Source organism: Niastella sp. sgz303648, from assembly GCF_059587045.1.
This window is the reverse complement of the sequence record NZ_JCAPSW010000002.1, coordinates 524,680-544,375: the sequence shown is the minus strand read 5'-3', so window position 1 is coordinate 544,375 and position 19,696 is coordinate 524,680. Positions and strand designations below refer to the sequence as shown.

Genomic DNA, 19,696 nt, shown 5'->3' with positions numbered 1-19,696 from the left:
TGTTGGTTGAAAGCAGAGAATCTGAATCCGTGGCACTTTATCTGATCAGCATTACAATTCCTTTACGGGATACGGTTCCGCAAACGGTTGTTGCTTTTATCTGGTAAACATATCCGCCGGATGGTTGCTGAATTCCGTTAAAGGTTCCATCCCAGCATTGGCTGGCATTGCTACCCGAAAACACCCGCTGCCCCCATCTGTTAAAAATGTCGAATTGCAAACTTGTAGTACCACCCCAGGATTTCAAACCGAAACAATCATTTTTTCCATCGTTATTCGGTGTAAATGCCGAAGGTACGGGGTACGTGCCTATTGCTTTGGTTATATCCACCGCAACAGTAACTGAATCTTTAACAGTACAGCCATTACTGCCGGTAACCTTTACATAATAAGTAGTAGTTTTTAAAGGATTAACAACAGGATCAGGAGAAGAAAAATCGGTTATACCCGCCGCAGCATCCCATGTATAACCGGCGCCACCACTTGCATGAAGAACCGCATTGTTGTGAGAACAATCAATATCATTGCTTTTTGTAATAGCAGGTTCAGGCAATTCATTCACGGTAACCGGCACGGTCAATGTTGAAGTCAGCTGGCAGGTATTGTCTTCAATCTGCACACGATAATCCTGCGTTGAATCGGGTTGTACCGTTACAGAAGCAGTGTTACCCACAACACTATTGTCTTTTGCAAACCAGGTATAGTTATCACCGCCCGACGCACTTAACAGTACTGATTGCTTTCCGCAAAGCGGCTGCACCTGGTCAACTGCAAATACAGGCGAGGCGTGAACCAATACATTTACACTATCCTTATTAAAGCATCCATTGCTTCCTTCAACCAATACTACATATTTGGTGTTGGCTACAGGAGCAGCCGTTGGATTGCCGATGGCTGAATTATCAAGACCCGTTTGAGGCGACCAGGCATACGATACGGCCCCGGGAGCAGTTGCATTCAGCTGCGTGTTTTTTCCGGCGCATATAGTTACATCATTCGAAATGCTGATGACCGGTAATTGTTTTACAGTAACGGGCACAGTCAATGTGGAACTCATCTGGCAGATATTATCTTTGATCTTCACACGATAATCCTGCGTTACATCGGGTTGCACGGTTACAGAAGCAGCGTTGCCAACAACACTATTGTCGCTTGCCAACCAGGTATAGTCATCACCGCCCGATGCACTCAATAGTACCGGTTGCTTTACGCAAACCGGCTGTACTGAATTAACAGCAAATACAGGAGTAGGATGAACCATTACGTTTACACTATCCTTATTAAAACATCCATTGCCGTCTTCAACCAGTACTACATATTTGGTGTCGGTTGCAGGAGTAGCCGTTGGATTACTGATGGCTGAATTATCAAGACCGGTTTGAGGCGTCCAGCTATACGAAAGGGCCCCGGCAGATGTTGCAGACAGCTGCGTGTTCTTTCCGGAACATATGGTTACATCATTTGTAATGTTAATGACCGGTAAGGGATTAACAGAAACCTTTACAGAATCTTTATTAAAACATCCGTTACTTCCCTGAACCAATACTACATATTCAGTATTAGTAGTGGGAACGGCGGTTGGATTGCTGATGGCTGCATTATCAAGGCCGGTTTGAGGCGACCATGCATACGAAACCGCGTTGGCAGCAACAGCCGACAACTGCGTGGTAGCACCCGAACATACGTTTACATCATTCGAAGTATTGATAACCGGCAATTGATTCACTGTAACCGGTACGGTTAATATCGTACCCATCATACAGCTATTATTTATGATCTTCACCCGATAATTCTGCGTTGCATTGGGTTGCACCGTTACAGAAGCTGTGTTACCCACAATACTATTGTCGCCTGCCGCCCAAACATAGTCATCACCGCCTGATGCGCTCAGCACTACCGATTGCTTTTCACAAACCGGCTGCACCGGGTTAACGGCAAATACGGGAGCAGGAAGAACAATTACATTTACACTATCCTTATTAAAGCATCCATTGCTTCCCTGAACTACTACTACGTACTTAGTAGTGACAGTGGGGACAGCCTTTGGATAATTGCTGGTTGGATCAGCAAGGCCGGTTTGGGGCGACCAGTTATAAGAAACCGCGTCGGGAGCAACTGCATAAAAGTAAGCGTCTCTTCCCAAACATATTGTTACATCAGGTGTAACGCTGACAAACGGTAATGGCAGAACGGAAACTGTTATCGTATCCTTTGCTTCACAGGCCTGTGGCGTAGAACCTGTAACAATGTATTTTGTTGTAACCGCCGGTGTGGCGACCGGACTGGCTATATTACCATTATCAAGATAACTACTGGTATTCCAGTTGTACTGCGTGGCGCCGGTGCCGGTTGTAGTTAATTGAACAGACTTGCCCGGACAAATTGATGTATCGGCAATAGTTGCAACCGTTATAGGAGCACATAATACAGCAGACGCTACAAAATAATCTTCTACCTCGCCATCCGGTGCATTGCCGGCGGCGCTTTGAACGCTCGCCTGGTCAGACGACAACCTGAACCTGAATCCATAACCGGTTGCTGTTCCCACCGGCAAATAAGCAGGCAGACCGGTCCACGTTAAGGTGGCAGTTGTTGCATTATTCGAAATTATGGCGGTTGCATTTTCACCAATATCAAATACGCCATTTCTGTTGTAATCGAACCACCCCGATAAATAAGCGTTGCTTCCGGTTGTATTCACCAGCGGTATCTGTAAACTATACGTACCGGACCCATTAGTATATGCGGGAAAGTTGCTTATGCACTCTTCATCAACGCCCGTGGCATTATCATTTGTTGTCTGGTATCCGTCTGCATCGCCCGGCACGGCGCCCAGGTAAAGTGATTGCACCGGGCTAATCGAAGGCAGCGGTGCTAAATAGTTACAACCATTATTTATATTGAAACCAAGCAGGTGTTGGGCTGTTCCGTACGTTGTTGGCAAATCGCCCCGGTCAATAGGGGCCATTATCCCGAATGCAACCGCCATTCCACCAAACACAGTATGATTCATTGCTACATCAACGGTCATCGATCCGCTTCCCGAACTCGTACATACAATCGGGTTCTGACCGGTTTGGGGTGCATTAGCATATGTATCGGTGATCGATACCGTTTGTGTGTTGCAGCCCGTTAAAGGATTAGTTGTTTGAGATGAATTCCTGAAAAGCGTAATGGTTTGCCAGTTACTTCCATTGGTTTTCAGCGTTGTTACTTCGCTGGGCAAACTTGCTTCGGCATCAGCACCAATGAATGCAAAAGGAACCTGCACGCCCGCACGGGATGCTGAAATATTCATTGTAAAGCTACAGATCCCGGGATTACTGGTACTAAGAAGAGCAGGTTTAACGGCAGGGTCCGTGAAATCGTATAACAAATGCAAAATAGCGCCATTCCACGTGTTCATAACCTCAGGTAACGGAACCAATGACGATACATTCGAAAATGAAATGGTTACTTTTAATCCATCGGTTGTGTTAAAAGTTCTGGAAGCACCATTCGTTATTGTTATCCCTGCCCAGTCGAACCACCATATTTCATTTCTAAGTGTGCCACTCCCCATTGTTGCATATTGTGCGGAAGAATATAGAATAGAAAAAGAAAATAGGATCAGCAGCAGTAATTTTTTTTTCATTTCAGGTCCAGGGGTTTTGCAGGGGTAGCTTTCAGTGTCAATTTGGCAACAAAATAATAAAAAATAGCCGGAGAGGCAAACAGGCACCTTGTTTTAACAATTTTGGCTTAAAGGGTCTGTTAGGGGAAGTAATGCCCTGACTACATGCGTTCTGATGCCTGAAATGCATTTTCATCTCCTGACGGGTTTTTAATGCCTGCACCGCAGGTTGATGCATTCGCAATGCAGGATCAGATGACCCCAACGCTATTTTATCCCTTGCCTGCGTGTGTTTTGATGTCTGCAACGCGTGTTCACACCCCTGCAACGCGATGTCTGATGTCAGCAACGCAATTTGATCCTCTCACCGTGTGCGTGTTAGTGTTGACAGAGCGAATACATACGACTGCAATCTGAGCCGAAACCCTGGCACACCGTATTTGAATCTATGCATCGCGGGTTTGAGCTTCCGCAACCTGAATACAAGTGGCGACAAATTGAATTCAGCTCTCCGCAAACCGGGTTTGAACCTTCACCACCTGAGTTGATGTTACCGCAATTTGAATTAAGGTTAATGCAAAGGGAGTTACAGCTTCAACCGGCCGGGAGTAAGCTCTGACCGTGCTGGTTATACCTGAAGTCATGCGTGATCATACCACCAACCCGCATGGTGAAAGGGATAAAATCGATATGCAACAGGTAAAACCCGCGTTGCAATGGAATAAAAACAACTTGTCGAAGCTTCAACTCAATTCGTCACAGGTTAAAAACGAATTGCAGGAGTCAACATCCGAATTGCATACAGCTAAACGCAACTGGTTATGAGTAAAAAATCAATTGCAAAGAGCTCAACGCAGCATGTCGTCATTCTCATGCGCACTACGATAAACACCAATTTTCGTTGCGGGGCATGGGGGTAACCTTAAACTGCAACCTATATGCCAGGAATTAATTACCTTTTGAAATCAAAAAACTACATTATGAGAACCTTTTCATCCCTCATATGCCTGTTCATTTTATGGGCAGGTTGTAATCAACCATTGGTAAAATCAACTGCTGTTGCAACCGATGGCAGTATGCCTGTATCAAAGTATTTTGATTATGGAGATACTACCGGCGTTCAATCGGCCGGCATTAAAATGATACCGATCAAAACACCTGCAGGCGAATTCAAAGTCTGGACCAAACGATTTGGAAACAACCCGCAAATAAAGATCCTGTTACTGCATGGCGGCCCTGCTGCCGGGCATGAATACATGGAATGCTTCGAAAGCTTTTTCCCCAAAGAAGGTTTTGAATTTTATGAATACGATCAGCTGGGCGCTCCCTATAGTGAACAGCCGAAAGACAGTAGCCTGTGGACAATTGAAAGATACGTTGATGAAGTGGAACAGGTAAGAAAGGCCATCGGCGCCGATTCAACCAATTTTTATATCCTTGGTAATTCATGGGGCGGTATTCTGGCTATGGAATATGCATTGAAATACCAGGCCAATCTGAAGGGCATGATCGTAGCCAATATGATGGCAAGCTGCCCGGCCTATGGAAAATATGCGAATGATGTACTGGCCAAACAAATAGATCCAAAAGTACTGGCAGAAATAAGAAGCATCGAAGCCAGAAAGGATTTCAAAAATCCACGCTATGATGAATTATTAATGCCTGCATTTTATCAGCAGCATATTTGCCGGTTACCCGAATGGCCCGATCCGGTTGTTCGTTGTTTAACGCACTTAAATACAACCGAAAGATCGAAGGAAATTTATGTAATGATGCAGGGCCCGTCGGAGTTTGGTATTGCAGGAAGATTGGCGAACTGGGACATCATGAACCGGTTGAAAGAAATAAAAATTCCCACACTGATGGTAGGCGCCAGATACGACACCATGGACCCGAAAGCCATGCAAGAGCAAAGTAAACTGGTTCAAAAAGGGCGCTATTTATATTGTGCCAATGGCAGTCATTTCAGTATGTGGGACGACCAGAAAACTTTTATGACCGGCGTTATTCAATTCATTAAAGATGTACATAACGGCAGTTTTAAATAAAAACCTCACCCCTGGCCCCTCTCCTGAAGGAGAGGGGTTGGAGTGAGGTCGTCCATCATCACATCGACCAGTGGTTACAGTTTAACCAACCGGGTAGTGCTCACATTTCCTGTTTTTCGATTTGTAATATAAACGATCCAGATACCTTTCGACAGACTGGCTGTTTCGATTGAAATGGTGTTTACACCGGTAGACGTTGCTACAAATTCCTTACGAATCGCTGCAAGGCCTTTCACACTTTGTACCACAACGCTTAACCGGTCGCCGGCTTCAGCATATTTCAATACCTGTGCCTGATTACCATTTACCGGATTAGGCACCACAGACGCACCGCTTACTGAAGAGGCGATGTTGGTTGCCACAGTGGCCAGGGTAGTTGCACTGCAGGCACCTAATGGCTGCCACCACCAGTCGGCTGTACCAGGTGTTACATTATACAATGCATCCGACAAACTTATGTACAGATAGCCGTTGTATGTTACTTTATCGCCTTTGTTGTAAATCTTCGGATACGGCTGGTATTCAGCAACGCCTGAGCAATTGCCGGTTCCGCCGCCACCGCTTGTGGTTACCGAAATGGCTACTGCAGAAGAAGTAGTTACAGCACCACTGTTGTCGGTAGCCTTTGCAGTAATGCTATAAGAGCCTGCGGCTACGCTGCTCCAGCTATAGCTGTAAGGAGCACTGGTTATTGTTGTTAAAAGCGTGCTGCCATTGTACAATTCAACTTTTGCAACAGTACCATCGGCATCACTGGCAGTGGCCGTAATGGTAACCGTTGCAGGTGCTGTAAAGCTTGCATTCGCAGCAGGTGAAGTAAGCGTTACAACAGGGCTTTGGTTAGTGCCGCCGCCACTGCAATCACTGATGTACTTCCACACTTGTCCATCTCCGATATGTGTATCGGGTTGCTCATTCTGCGTCCACCATTTGGCTTCGTAAATTTTACTGTTATATACTACCTGCATACCAGCGGTATAAACTGCGGTAGCGCTCCAGGCAGCAATACCACTACAACCGGTACCGCCACCATTGCCAACAACAATAGTTACAACAGAAGAAGTCGTAACGCCACCGGCGTTATCGGTTGCTTTGGCTGTGAGTGAATAAGTACCTGCTGCTACACTGCTCCAGGTAAAGGTATAGGGTGAAGCCGTTGCAGTACCCAACAGCGTGCTGCCATTATAAAACTCAACTTTGCTGATGGTTCCATCGGCATCGGTGGCAGTAGCCGCGATGCTAACAGAAGCAGGAGCTGTAAAGGTTGCGTTATTGGCAGGTGAAGTAATATTTACAACCGGCAATGTATTACCGGGGTTAGTACCTCCAAAGAAATAATCATAATAGTTATTCGCAAACTCATCGCCGTTTGTTTTATCCCAGTTGATCGACCAGGTCATGATACCACGCAAACCGGGGTAACCGCCTGCTTTACGCAACGTATAAGAACCGCCGAACGATGTTCCTTTGGTAAGATAGTTCAACGCCTGTTTTACACTGGCAGGCGCCAGGTAACCACCCGAAGGAGCTGCAGAAGAAACAGCAGGTAAGCCAAATGCCACCTGATCTTCGCGCAATGCGGGGAAGGTTTGACTGGTACCAGATACAGGAAATCCGGCCAGCAGCATTTCAGACATTGCTACAATGAAATCGGGCGTTGCCTGTGAATACACTTTGTTATCCATACCCATTACCGAACCGGTATTGTAATACTGGGGATGAATGAAGGTAAGTTCATTGCGTAAGCCGTATATGAGCGGCAGGTATGCTCCCACCAATGGTGAATAGGTAGCGCCGAAAGCTGTTTGCACATAGTATGTTTCGGGCGCCATGGTGAGCCAGCAATCTTTACCTTTTGCTTTGCGGTAGTTGATGATCTCTTTTACCGCAGCGATCAGGTTCACTACTTTAGCGGTAGTGGGGCTCATAAAGTTATTATCGCCATTGTCTAACTGCAAAGACAAACCGCCTTCAAGGTCAAGGTCAAAACCATCGAAGTTATACGTATCTATCAGCGATTCCATAGAACTGATAAACGCCTGCTTTTTCGTTGCGTCTGACAGAACAACGGTACCGTTTTGTCCGCCCAGCGACAGCAGCACTTTACGTCCCTGCGATTGCAGTGTTTGAATATCTGAAGTGAAATCAGCCTGTGTAACGTTTTCAGGCGCAAAGCTGATGGTAGCGTAATCTGATCCGCTTACACCAAAAGCTACCTGAATAACATTGTATTTTGAATTTACATCGCGTAAACGAATGTAGGGTGGCGATGCAGTGGTTGAACCCCAGTTATGCCAGTATCCTACAATTACTTTTCCTGTACCTGTATTGCCGCCGGTATTACCGGTTACAGTAACCGCAACAGCAGCAGATGTTTTTGTAGCGCCGCCGTTATCGGTTGCTACAGCTGTAATAGAGTATGAGCCGGCTGGTACATTACTCCAGTTATAAGTATAGGGTGATGTGGTAACCGAACCCAAACTGGTGCTGCCATTGAAATACTCTACTTTGCTAATGGTGCCGTCGGCATCTGTTGCAGAGGCTGTAAGCGTAATGGAGGCCGGCGCTGTATATGATGCGTTGTTAGCCGGCGCGGTAATAGATACATTAGGCGCAGTATTGCCTGTGCTGCCACTGGCAAAAACGGCATTGATCTTATTTACCAGCAATTCTTTGGTATTGGGGCAATAAATCAATTTGCCTTTTGCAACGGTGCTGCTGGTCATATCGGTCATATCGCCAAACACCTGCCACACAATTACACCAGCCAGACCATTATCTTTTATAAACTGTGCTTTTTCACCAATAGATCTTTCGTTATCGTAGCTCAAAAAATAATTGCCTTTTACTTTATAGGGAACTTTGGCATTATCATCCCAATACTCCGTCCAGCCCGATCCGCTGCCTGTATTTTGTAATATATAACTGTACGAGGGTGTACCATCCCACAGGTCTTTTGCCCAGTTGGTAAAATCCGCGCAGGTTTGAATGGGTCCATCGGGTTGCACAGTTTCGGCACGTTTTGTAGTAGCGCCATTTAAAGCAGCAGTGCCGCTTGTAACTACGCCTCTGCCATAGAAGGGAGCGCCGAGTGTAACCTTGCTGAGGTTAACGCCAATGGTTTTCAATCCCTGCAGCGTACCATTCAGCGAAAATCCCGTGTACTCCATACCGGGATAATCGTACAACGGTGCATTGTGACCGGCTTTGTTGCTCCAGCCGCCGTTGTAATCGTAGGTCATCATATCAATGTAGTTCAGCACAGCGTTCATGCGCGTCCAGTTAAAACCCGCCAGTTTTGAAGGCACTGCCGAAAAGCAGGCTGTGATCAGTTTGCTGCTGCCAATGGCCGCGCGAAGCTGTTCGAGCAAAGTGGCAAAGTTGTTAAAATCTGCCGTGCTGTAGTGCTCGATATTCATACCGGGATCGTTGGGATATTCCCAGTCGAAGTCGATACCATCGAATCCCATAGCGATCAGTTCCTGGCAGCTGGCTACAAATGCTGCTCTTTTGGTAGCATCGGCAGCCACTTCGGGATAGTGTTTGCACATGCTCCATCCGCCTACAGATGCCATTACCTTTACACCTTTCGAATGGGCCAGTTCAAAAATACCGGGCGCCCCACCCTGCTTGTGGACTGATAAAGGAAATGAACCGGTTTTACCTGTGTTTACATTCTTCCATCCGCTGCCTTCGTTGCGATACCCGATCGAGTATGCATAGCTGCCATCGGATATGTAATACAGGGTTTCGAGCTCACCATATAATAAATACATATCCCAGCTGCTGTAAATGTCTTCATTTACCAGCGGGGCAGGATCCTGAACGGCCCCTACCTGGTATATGTTTTTATTACGAAAATCGCCACTGTGCAGTGTACCATCTTTGGCTACACCAAAGAACGAAAAGTTCAGCATGGTGTATTGCGAGTAGTCGACATTCAAATGGTTAAAACCGCCTTTGGGAACAATGCCCGATACTTCTTTCCAGGCATCCCACTGGGTAATATAACCGATTACCTGTTTGGTGTGGTTTGCAGTGGTGGCAGTAACCGTAGGACTTACCTGCGCATGGCCAACTGAAAAGAACAACAAACTAATGAGTACGTGGATGCATTGCAGCAGTTGCCATCGGCGCCTGCTGAAAAGAGTAGATAACGCTTTCATACCGTTTTTTTTCATGAAGAATAAATGGTGTTTTAAAAGAAATCAGAAACCCATCCTTCGATCCGGTGCAAACAACTTCCCGGGTAAAATAGGTGCTTGCACACATACTTTACCCACAAGCATTCGCATGAATTTAATGGACAGGTTTAGTTGTTATTAAATAAAATGGCAATCCGACAACTATCGGCTAATGATGGAAATACAAAGACAGCCCGATGCCGGTTTGCATTTCAGGGATAACAAATGAACATGGATGAAATAATTGCTAACAGCCTGTAACAGCCCGCAGGGCAATACAGAAAAAGGTTGCTGCAACAACTGAAGAAGGTTAATTAAATGCAGTAATATTATTTTGAAGAAGCTGATACAAAAGTATAAACTCTTATTTTATCCTGATAACAAAATCGATTTTATTTTTTCCACATAATCGTTTATACGTACATGTCGCAAGCTGTATCTTAAATAAAAAACTTATTTGTTGCTGACCGTATAATAATAATACATATCATTTAGTAAAGAAAGTCTCGCGCAAAGGCGCCAGGCCGCAAAGTTGATCGCTTCGCGATCTATAAGAACGCTCTGCTCTTCGGGACTTGCAGTCTCGCACAGCATTGGTGCACTAAGAAAAAGCTTTGCGCCTTAGCGCCTTCGTGAAATAAATGACGTACGCCTTTGCGCGAAGTTTTCTTCTGCGGTGTTTGGGTAAAATTACCCCTTACTTATTTTTATTATATAACTGCGTTTACCCATTATAGCTACTTATAATATATTAAGCAGTATGATTCCTGCACAACCGCATTCAAATTATCGAGTATTTTTACTCTTTTTCGTTCTTACAATGATTAATAGCTTTGATGTTAATATCGATTTAGCGAATCGTATTTAATTGGAGTGATTTTTGCCTTCACCTTCTTTGCATAATCACTTATACATGCAGTAATATAAGTTGAAGCAGCATCCCTGGTACATGGTGGGCCTTTACCTTCTTCCCTGGTAACTGCGCCTTCCGGTTTCATTTTTTTCCCCTTACAATTTCTATTACCCGCCCTACATCGGGTGCATGGTAATGTAATGCCCTTTCACATTCTTCCCCTTGCAGATTAAGCCGCACAGGAGGGTTATCCTTCTATGCGCTTAACTATTGTAGTTCTTTTTATCACTGTATCTATTTTGAACACCAAACTATTTTCTATGAAAAGGCTTTTACCTAATTGTTTACTGCTATGGTTGCTTACCATAACATTCAAAGATGCCCGTTCACAAAACTGGCAACTCGTTTGGCAGGATGAATTTACCAACGGAATTAGTTCCGACTGGGTTTTTGAAACAGGCAATGGCAGCGGAGGCTGGGGTAATAACGAACTGGAATATTATCGGGCTGAAAATGCCAGCGTACAAAACGGAGAACTGGTGATCACTGCCAAACAGGAATCGTATGGCGGTTATAATTACACCTCTGTGCGTATGAAAACACAGGGAAAGAAATCGTGGAAATACGGAAAGATCGAAGCACGTATAAAAATGCCTGCCTTTCAGGGCATATGGCCTGCGTTCTGGATGCTTGGCGATAATATTTCTTCTGTTGGCTGGCCTTCATGTGGTGAATTAGACATCATGGAGCACATCAATGCCGAAAACATTAACTACGGTACCGCACACTGGTCAGATCCCAGCAACCAGCATGCTTCGTACGGAGGCAGCACGGCCGTTACAGTTACCGATTATCATATCTACAGCATTGAATGGGATGCAAACTACATCCGCTGGTTTGTAGATGGAGCCAAATACCACGAAATTTATATCGGCGGCGGCATCAACGGCACCAGCGAATTCCAGAATAACTTCTTCATTCTGCTGAATATGGCCGTTGGTGGCAACTGGCCCGGTTTCACTATCGACAACAGTGGCTTCCCCGCTAACATGTATGTTGATTATGTACGCGTATACCAGGATGCAGGTGGTACACCAACTGGTCCGGTAACCGTGTATAAAGATTGCAATTACGCAGGCACTGCTGTATCGCTTGCTGCAGGAAGTTATACACTGTCGCAGTTACAGACCCTGGGCATTTCAAACGATGATATTTCTTCGCTGAAAGTGCAAAGCGGTTACAAAGCAACGCTGTATTGGGATGACAATTTCGGCGGTAGCACACTGGTGAAAACTGCAGACGATGATTGCCTCGTAGACGACGGATGGAATGATAAGGTATCATCGATCGTGATTGGCACCAATACCGGCACCAGTACATTGATACAGGCCGAAAGCTACAGCAACATGTCGGGCATTCAAACCGAAACCACCACCGATGATGGCGGCGGTCAGGATGTAGGCTACATAGATGCAGGCGACTGGATGGCTTATAGCCCGATCGTTTTCCCCACCACCGGTCAATACAAAATCGAATACCGTGTTGCCAGCTTAAGCGGCGGCGGTAAATTATCTGCTGACCTGAATGCCGGTTCTATTGTATTAGGACAGCTGGATGTACCTTCTACCGGCGGCTGGCAAAACTGGACAACCATTTCGCATACTGTAAACGTTACGGCAGGAACTTACACGCCCGGAATATATGCAGTAGCCGGCGGCTGGAACCTGAACTGGATCCGTATTACACCATTGTCCTCAGCAAGAGCAGCAACCACCGATATGGTGAACACGCTCATCAATAACTCCATAAGCGACAAACCATTTACTATTTATCCAAATCCTGTACGGGAACAATTGAATATAGTAAGCGGCGAATCGCTTGCCGGCGGCCTCATACGCGTATATGACCTCACCGGTAAACAGGTGATCAGTGCCCGCGCTGCTACCAACCGCATCGATGTATCGTCACTGGCGCCAGGCGTATACACACTGGTATTTACAAAGAATCAAACAAAAATTGTAAAAGAGTTCATTAAATAAGTCAGAAAAGACCGGAAGACGGAAAGTCCGAAAGAATTGTTCTGTTTATGTATTTCTTTCAGACTTCCGTCCCGATCGCGATCGGGACGACTTTCGGACTTATCCAACTTTCGGGCTTTTAAATAAAACCAATCATCATGAAAAAAATTTTATCAGGAAAAATTTTCCTGCTGTTATTATCATTTGCCTCCTTACAACGCGCATCTGCCCAGTTCAAAGTAGTAGGTTACATGCCTTCATGGACCGGCGATGTTAGCACAGTACAATACTCCAAGCTCACCCATATTAATTATGCCTTTATATTACCCACCGCTACCGGTGGTTTACAGGCCTTAGACAATCCATCGAAATTGCAAAGCCTTGTTTCAAATGCACATGCCAATGGCGTAAAAGTGATGATCTCTGTAGGCGGCTGGAACAACGGCGACGATAGTCAGTTTGAAAGTCTGGCGGGCAATACAACCTACCGCACCACTTTCGTAAACAACATGATCAGCCTGGTAAATCAATACGGGCTCGATGGTGTTGATATCGACTGGGAATATCCCGACGATGGCACCTCAGCCAACAACTATGTTTCATTGATGACGCAACTGGCCACTGAAATGCATAACCGCGGTAAACTGCTCACCGCTGCGGTAGTAGGCACAGGCGGCAGCAGCATTCTCAGCAGCGTATTCAGTGTGGTTGATTTTTTAAACCTGATGGCATATGACTATAACGACTTTCAGCATTCTACCTATGATTATGCCAGTCAGAGCATCAGTTACTGGAAAGGACGCGGATTACCGGCCAGCAAAACAGTGCTTGGTGTTCCCTTTTACGGACGCCCCACCTGGGAAACGTTCGCAGCCCTCGTAGCACGCGGCGCTGATCCATATGCAGATGTTTTTGGGAATGTTGGTTATAATGGAATTACCACTATTAAAAACAAAACCAATCTGTCTTTTGATCAGGGAAACGGTATTATGATATGGGAATTGTCGGGGGATGCTACCGGAGCCAACTCCTTATTATCAGCTATTCATGAAGTAGTGTTGACCAGAGGCGGTGGCGGTGGTACTACCGGCGTAGCCACTTTTTACAAAGATTGCAGCTACGGCGGCACTGCGGTGTCACTTAATGCAGGAAGCTATACCCTGACACAGTTACAGGCCCTGGGCATTTCAAACGATGATATTTCTTCGCTGAAAGTGCAAAGCGGTTACAAGGTAACGTTGTATTGGGATGATAATTTCGGCGGTACCACGCTTGTTAAAACAGCCGACGATGATTGTCTCGTGGATGATGGATGGAACGACAAAGTTTCTTCATTAGTGATCGGTACCAATACCAGCGCTTCGAGTATTTTGATTCAGGCCGAAAACTATAACAACATGGCTGGCGTTCAAACCGAAACAACCACCGATGACGGCGGTGGACTGAATGTAGGCTACATCGATGCAACCGACTGGATGGCTTATTACAATATCAACTTCCCCGTTACAGGAACCTATACAGTTGAATACCGCGTAGCCAGCTTAAGCGGCGGCGGCACGGTTTCATGCGATCTGAATGCAGGCAGCATCCAACTCGGACAGGTTGCTATTCCTTCAACCGGCGGCTGGCAAAACTGGACCACCGTTTCGCAAACTGTTACCATTACTGCCGGCACTTACAATTTCGGCGTTTATGCACAGGCAGGTGGCTGGAATCTGAACTGGATACGTATCACACCGCTATCTACTACACGGGCTGCAACTACTGAAATGGTAAATACGCTGATAGAAAATTCTGTTGACGCAGGCAAAGCGTTCACCATCTATCCCAATCCGGTGAAGCAACAATTGAACATTGTGAGCGGCGAATCATTATCAGGCGGCCTCATCAGAGTTTATGATGTAAACGGTAAACTGGTTATCGATGCACGCGTTGCAACCAACCACATCGACGTTTCATCACTGTCATCGGGTGTATACACATTAATATACACTAAGAACAAAACGAAGATCACGAAGAAGTTTATTAAATAAGTCGGAAAAGACAGAAAGTCCGGAAGTCCGAAAGACAGTTCGTCTTTAAGGATAATTCTTCCGGACTTTCGGTCTTCCTGACTTCTGACTTCTGACTTCTGACCTCCGATTTCCAACATCCGCACTCAATCCATAAACTATGCATAAATTAAACACTATTTTGCTGCTATGCCTGTGCCTAGTATGCACCGTTTCCTATGGACAGGAAAAACGCTATCCTATCGGAAACAGCACCAGTGTGCTGAATACCTTTCGCCGGCAACTGGCCATTGAACGGCCAAACGGCGTACGTCAGTTGCAACTGCAGCTCTCGTCTACACTTAATTTACCTGCAGCAATCAGTTTCAGAAAATCTGTTGGTACTGCTTCGGAACAACTGATGGGTAGCATTGTAAATGAACCCAACTCGTCGTTTTACCTGATGATTGAAAACAAATCGGTACGCGGACATATATTGTTACGCAACAGCAAAAAAGCGTATGAGTATTATTCCGACAACACCGGGGCCGTATTTGTACAGGAAGCCGATATAAACAAAGTAGTTTGTATCGATTACGAAAAAGCGCCGGCAACGTCAGCCGCTGCTACTGCTAAAGTTACTACGGCAAACGCCGCCGCCGCTATTACCGACCTGCAAAGCTATCCCGGCGGTAATGGTTGTGTGTTGCTCGACTTCGACGGACAATACGTTTCAGGCACTCCCTGGAACAATGGAAATCCTATTACTGCTGCAGCTGCCGATTTAAACGATGCCGAAAAGCAGCAGGTATGGGAACTGATCAGTGAAGATTACCGGCCTTTTCATGTAAATATCACAACAAGTGAAGCCGTTTTTAATACGTACCCAAAAAACAGAAGAATGCGTTGCATTTTTACGCCTACCAATACAGCTGCCCCGGGAGCCGGCGGGGTAGCCTACGTAGGTTCTTTCAACTGGAATGATGAAACTCCCTGCTGGGTATTCAACAGCGGCGGCAAAGCCGCCGGTGAAGCAGGCGCGCATGAAGTTGGTCATACTTTTGGGTTAAGTCATGATGGAAGAACAAGTCCTGCCGAAGAATATTATGCCGGTCAGGGCAACTGGGCGCCGATCATGGGGGTGGGATATTATGTTTCGGTTGTACAATGGAGTAAAGGTGAATATGCCAACGCCAATAATACTGAAGATGATCTGGCGAAAATTTCCAGCTCTACCTATGGCGTAGGATACCGGGCCGACGATTACGGCAATACTACAGCTGCTGCGGCCGCTCTTACAGTTGATGGTTCGGGCAATGTAAACAACAGCGGTGTTATTGAACGCACCGGCGATATCGACATGTTTTCATTTACCACCAGCGGCGGTAATGTTAGTTTAAATTTCAATCCTAACCCAACATTCCCCGATCTGGATATTCTGGCAACTATATATAACAGTTCGGGCACGGCAGTTACTTCAGCCAATCCAACAACATTAAATGCTTCTATCAGCACTACGTTGGCAGCCGGCACTTATTATGTGGCTGTAACAGGCACAGGTTCAGGTACACCTTCTACTACCGGATATTCAAATTACGCTTCACTCGGCAGTTATTTCATTACCGGTACTATAGCAGGAGGTTCTACGCCAACCGGCACAGCAATATTTTATAAAGATTGTAATTACACCGGAGCGTATGCAATAGGATTACCCGTTGGCAATTACACCCTGGCGCAGCTGAACGCAAAAGGAATCCCCAACAAGGATATATCTTCAATTAAAATTACCTCGGGATACGAAGTGGTATTGTATAAGGGCGACAACTTTGCCGGCACTTATGCAGGATATACAGCAGATGTATCCTGTTTGGTAAGCAGTGGCTGGAATGATTCTACCACCTCACTTCGCATTCGTTCGGTTACCAACCAGTTGCCGGCTGTAAGCATTACTTCACCTGCCACCGGCACCGGCTTTACTACACCGGCCAGCATTGCTATTGCAGTAAATGCGGCAGATGTAGATGGCGGTATCAGTAAAGTAGAATTCTATAATGGAAGCACTAAACTGGGCGAAGACCTGTCGGCACCTTATGCCTACACATGGTCGGGCATGAACCCAGGTTCCTATACCATCAAAGCAGTGGCAACCGATGATCGTGGCGGACAAACTGCAGCATCAATCAGCGTTACAGTTACCAGCCCTGCAGGCGCTATTGTATACAAAGATTGCAATTACCTCGGGTATGCCGTTAATTTACCCGTTGGTTCCTATAACCTGAACCAGTTAATGCTGGCCGGGGTATTGAACGATGATATTTCATCGTTAAAAGTAAACAGCGGCTACGAACTGATCCTGTATCAGAACGACAATTTCCTCGGATCGGCTTACCTGTTCAGAGGCAATTTCGACTGCCTGGTTACTGTTCCATTATCAACCGGCACATCGGTAAATCTTAACGACTGGACAAGCTCTGTAGTGGTGCGTCAATCTACCGCTGCGGCAACACTGAGCGCAAGCGGTAGCATTGCCACTCCTGTATCAAAGAATGCTGCTACTTTGGTACTAACACCCAACCCCGCTTTGGATAGGGTAATGTTGCAATTTGGTGAACCCGGCAGCTCCTTCGACGTTAGCATTTCAGATGTTAATGGAAAAGTAGTATATACTGCCAACCACATTCAAAACGGGCAACAGGTAAATATTGCCAGCCTGAAAACAGGTTTATATTTCATCAAAATAAATACAGGAAAAGAAACAATTACGAAGAAGTTGATCAAGCGTTAATATTTAGTTGAAGAAACCTGAAAAAGATGAGCCATCCCCATTTGGATGGCTCATCTTTCATATACACAATTTACCGCGCAGACACCTTTCTCATTAATTTTTCGGACAATCCATAACGGCACTGTTACAACGCAAAAAGTAATAAAGCAATAAGAATAATAAAGAACAGGTTGGGAACTCCGCCCGATTGATCTTTTCATTGCCCGTATCAACGCTTGTTGGTACGGGCATTTTTTTGAACAGATATAAGGGATTTCTTTCAGGTTGATCGCAAGGCTCCTGTCGGGCCCGGAATTAAATACAAATTAAAACCCTGATTATTTTCGAAATGGCTACAATATACGTTTCAATTAACCGTCATACCATACATAGAAAAACAGATGAATTATGCATACAGTAGCTTTTCCAATCGTATCCGGGGTATTCCTCGTGGGTTTATTGATATCCTTCTTCCTGAACAAAAAGAATGGTAAAAACGACAACGACTTCAATATTTATTCCTGAATGCCCTGTTTTAACCGACAGAAACTTCTTCATTAACCATTGCTGATCTGTAGCGCCTTTTTATTTAGCCATTCAACGGGTATACCATTATTCCGATGCCCGCGTTAACCCAACAATTCCGATCACTATTACGAACATCGAAATAATTTTCAGCGCAGTCATTGGTTCTTGTCGTTCATGAATGTATTAATACTACAAAACCGGATAAATATGCGACTGGTAAAATTGCCATTTGGTAAGTAATTATCGGGACCACATTTCTTTAGCAGAGTCGAAAGTTTTAGCAGAGTCGCATTACCGTTTCACGATTGCCGATTGCCGTTTTATGCCAGGTCTTTTTGTTTTGTTTTCTGAATGAACTCGGGATTGTCGAACAAATGCTCGTAGCGTTCTTTGGCAGTAAGGGTTTGAAAGGAAAGTACTACCTGCGACAGTTTAAGAAATGCCATTTCCCAGGTTTTGCGCAGCAGATCGCTCCAGGCAGGATATTTCTCAAGCAACGCATTCATATTTTTTCTGGAGATATATAATATGGTAGTGTTTTCAATGGCTTGTATATTATATTTACTTTGACACTGATACGTATAGCTCTCCAGCTCGGTGAAGAAATAGCCTTCAAAAGCAAACCAGCTGGTAAATTCCTTTCCGTTGGTTTCGGTATATATGCGAAGCGAGCCGCTTTCAACAAAGTAATAATTTTCACAATATTGACCTGATTTGATCAGGTGCCCGTTCTTTTCAACGGTCATCGACTGAAATGAATACACCATATCCTGCAGTTCATTTTCCTGTACGGAAATGATATGGCTGATATGGGATTCAAGTTTATGCATTAAATTTTTTTGTTAACAGATGTGATGGCAGCAGGAGATATTCACATTTCTTCAGGCCCAAAACCTGACTCAAATGTATGACTAATAATTTCCGGGAAAAAGAGGTAAGAACATTTCTGAATTAATAATTTGTTTTCCTACACTTGTAAGTATCTGTTGTTTTTTACTTATAAGTTTGCACCCGACGCATACATTACCAAGACCAAGCGGAATCCCGGAAAAATCCCGGGATTTCCGTCTGGCACAAGCCGGGCCTATGGCCGCTCAGCCATTGAACAATTTGTTTCTTCTGATTTCCTTCCCCTTTCGCAATAAAACGGCATGGTATACAGTAGGTACATCGTTCGTCCATTTTCGTAAAAACAACAAAATGGCAATGATTTCCATACGGGTGAGCATTCCTGCGTAAAAACACCATTGAAACAATACAGGGGCATGGCAGGTAGCCATGATTTGTAAAAGGGTTGCAAATAATATTAATGTCCACAGTTTTGAAGAAATGGCATGGGTGGCCACTTCCTTTTTAAACTTCACAAAACTAACTACATAGGTCAGAGCTTCGGTTCCCAGTAATATAATCAGCTTAATGTAATTATTATAAAAAAACTGTTTGCACTGAATGAATGTGGCCACTGCCACCAGCACAAAAAATACCTGGTCAACGGAGGAGTCGAGCCGGCGAAGCTTTTCGGTTGATATATTCAAACGGCGGGCAATAATACCATCGAAAATATCAGTTAGCAGCCCGACAGTTAACAGAACAATGGCAATGACATTATAATGGTTTACCTGTATACAGCTCAGCAATAGAATACAAAGGCCCAATAAAAGTCTTGAATAAATTAATCCTATAGGAATCCTGCTCAT

Annotated in this window: 9 protein-coding genes; 5 read left to right on the top strand and 4 right to left on the bottom strand. The window is 45.0% G+C overall.

Annotation, left to right across the window (positions count from 1 at the left end; translation table 11 throughout):
* Positions 1–37 precede the first annotated feature (37 nt).
* A complete protein-coding gene (locus tag AC59IL_RS06710; RefSeq protein WP_496551331.1) occupies positions 38–3,634 on the bottom strand; it encodes a CshA/CshB family fibrillar adhesin-related protein in 3,597 nt (1,198 codons plus the stop codon).
* 621 nt (positions 3,635–4,255) lie between these two features.
* Here AC59IL_RS06710 and AC59IL_RS06705 point away from each other — a divergent pair.
* Together AC59IL_RS06705 and AC59IL_RS06700 are read left to right on the top strand one after the other, a co-directional pair.
* Complete coding sequence (locus tag AC59IL_RS06705; RefSeq protein WP_496551330.1) at positions 4,256–4,438, top strand: hypothetical protein; 183 nt, start codon at positions 4,256–4,258, stop codon at positions 4,436–4,438.
* 155 nt (positions 4,439–4,593) lie between these two features.
* Complete coding sequence (locus tag AC59IL_RS06700) at positions 4,594–5,661, top strand: proline iminopeptidase-family hydrolase (protein ID WP_496551329.1); 1,068 nt, start codon at positions 4,594–4,596, stop codon at positions 5,659–5,661.
* Positions 5,662–5,735: 74 nt separating this feature from the next.
* On the opposite strand, the gene AC59IL_RS06695 is transcribed toward AC59IL_RS06700, so the two are convergent.
* Entirely contained in the window at positions 5,736–9,827 is a 4,092-nt protein-coding gene (locus AC59IL_RS06695; protein WP_496551328.1) for a glycosyl hydrolase family 18 protein, read from the bottom strand.
* Between the two features lie 1,191 nt (positions 9,828–11,018).
* On the opposite strand from AC59IL_RS06695, the gene AC59IL_RS06690 reads away from it, so the two are divergent.
* From AC59IL_RS06690 to AC59IL_RS06680, 3 genes are all read left to right on the top strand, one after another.
* Entirely contained in the window at positions 11,019–12,737 is a 1,719-nt protein-coding gene (locus AC59IL_RS06690; RefSeq protein ID WP_496551327.1) for a carbohydrate-binding protein, read from the top strand.
* 137 nt (positions 12,738–12,874) lie between these two features.
* The gene (locus AC59IL_RS06685; RefSeq protein WP_496551326.1) at positions 12,875–14,749 is read left to right on the top strand and encodes a glycosyl hydrolase family 18 protein; all 1,875 of its coding nucleotides are present in this window, start codon (positions 12,875–12,877) and stop codon (positions 14,747–14,749) included.
* A 139-nt stretch (positions 14,750–14,888) separates the two neighbouring features.
* Positions 14,889–17,492, top strand: a complete 2,604-nt coding sequence (locus tag AC59IL_RS06680; protein WP_496551325.1) for a T9SS type A sorting domain-containing protein — start codon at positions 14,889–14,891, stop codon at positions 17,490–17,492.
* An 827-nt stretch (positions 17,493–18,319) separates the two neighbouring features.
* Here AC59IL_RS06680 and AC59IL_RS06675 read toward each other — a convergent pair.
* Positions 18,320–18,829, bottom strand: coding sequence for a Crp/Fnr family transcriptional regulator (locus AC59IL_RS06675; protein WP_496551324.1), 510 nt, complete (start codon positions 18,827–18,829; stop codon positions 18,320–18,322).
* Positions 18,830–19,093: 264 nt separating this feature from the next.
* Positions 19,094–19,696 (bottom strand): CDP-alcohol phosphatidyltransferase family protein, encoded by a 603-nt coding sequence (locus AC59IL_RS06670; protein ID WP_496551323.1) that lies wholly within the window; start codon positions 19,694–19,696, stop codon positions 19,094–19,096.

Excerpts from the sequence above, each read along its gene's own strand:
- AC59IL_RS06685 (WP_496551326.1), top strand. The coding sequence starts at position 12,875 with ATGAAAAAAATTTTATCAGGAAAAATTTTCCTGCTGTTATTATCATTT.
- AC59IL_RS06690 (WP_496551327.1), top strand. The coding sequence starts at position 11,019 with ATGAAAAGGCTTTTACCTAATTGTTTACTGCTATGGTTGCTTACCATA.
- AC59IL_RS06670 (WP_496551323.1), bottom strand. The coding sequence starts at position 19,696 with ATGAGCAGGATTCCTATAGGATTAATTTATTCAAGACTTTTATTGGGC.
- AC59IL_RS06680 (WP_496551325.1), top strand. The coding sequence starts at position 14,889 with ATGCATAAATTAAACACTATTTTGCTGCTATGCCTGTGCCTAGTATGC.
- AC59IL_RS06695 (WP_496551328.1), bottom strand. The coding sequence starts at position 9,827 with ATGAAAGCGTTATCTACTCTTTTCAGCAGGCGCCGATGGCAACTGCTG.
- AC59IL_RS06710 (WP_496551331.1), bottom strand. The coding sequence starts at position 3,634 with ATGAAAAAAAAATTACTGCTGCTGATCCTATTTTCTTTTTCTATTCTA.
- AC59IL_RS06675 (WP_496551324.1), bottom strand. The coding sequence starts at position 18,829 with ATGCATAAACTTGAATCCCATATCAGCCATATCATTTCCGTACAGGAA.
- AC59IL_RS06705 (WP_496551330.1), top strand. The coding sequence starts at position 4,256 with ATGCGTGATCATACCACCAACCCGCATGGTGAAAGGGATAAAATCGAT.
- AC59IL_RS06700 (WP_496551329.1), top strand. The coding sequence starts at position 4,594 with ATGAGAACCTTTTCATCCCTCATATGCCTGTTCATTTTATGGGCAGGT.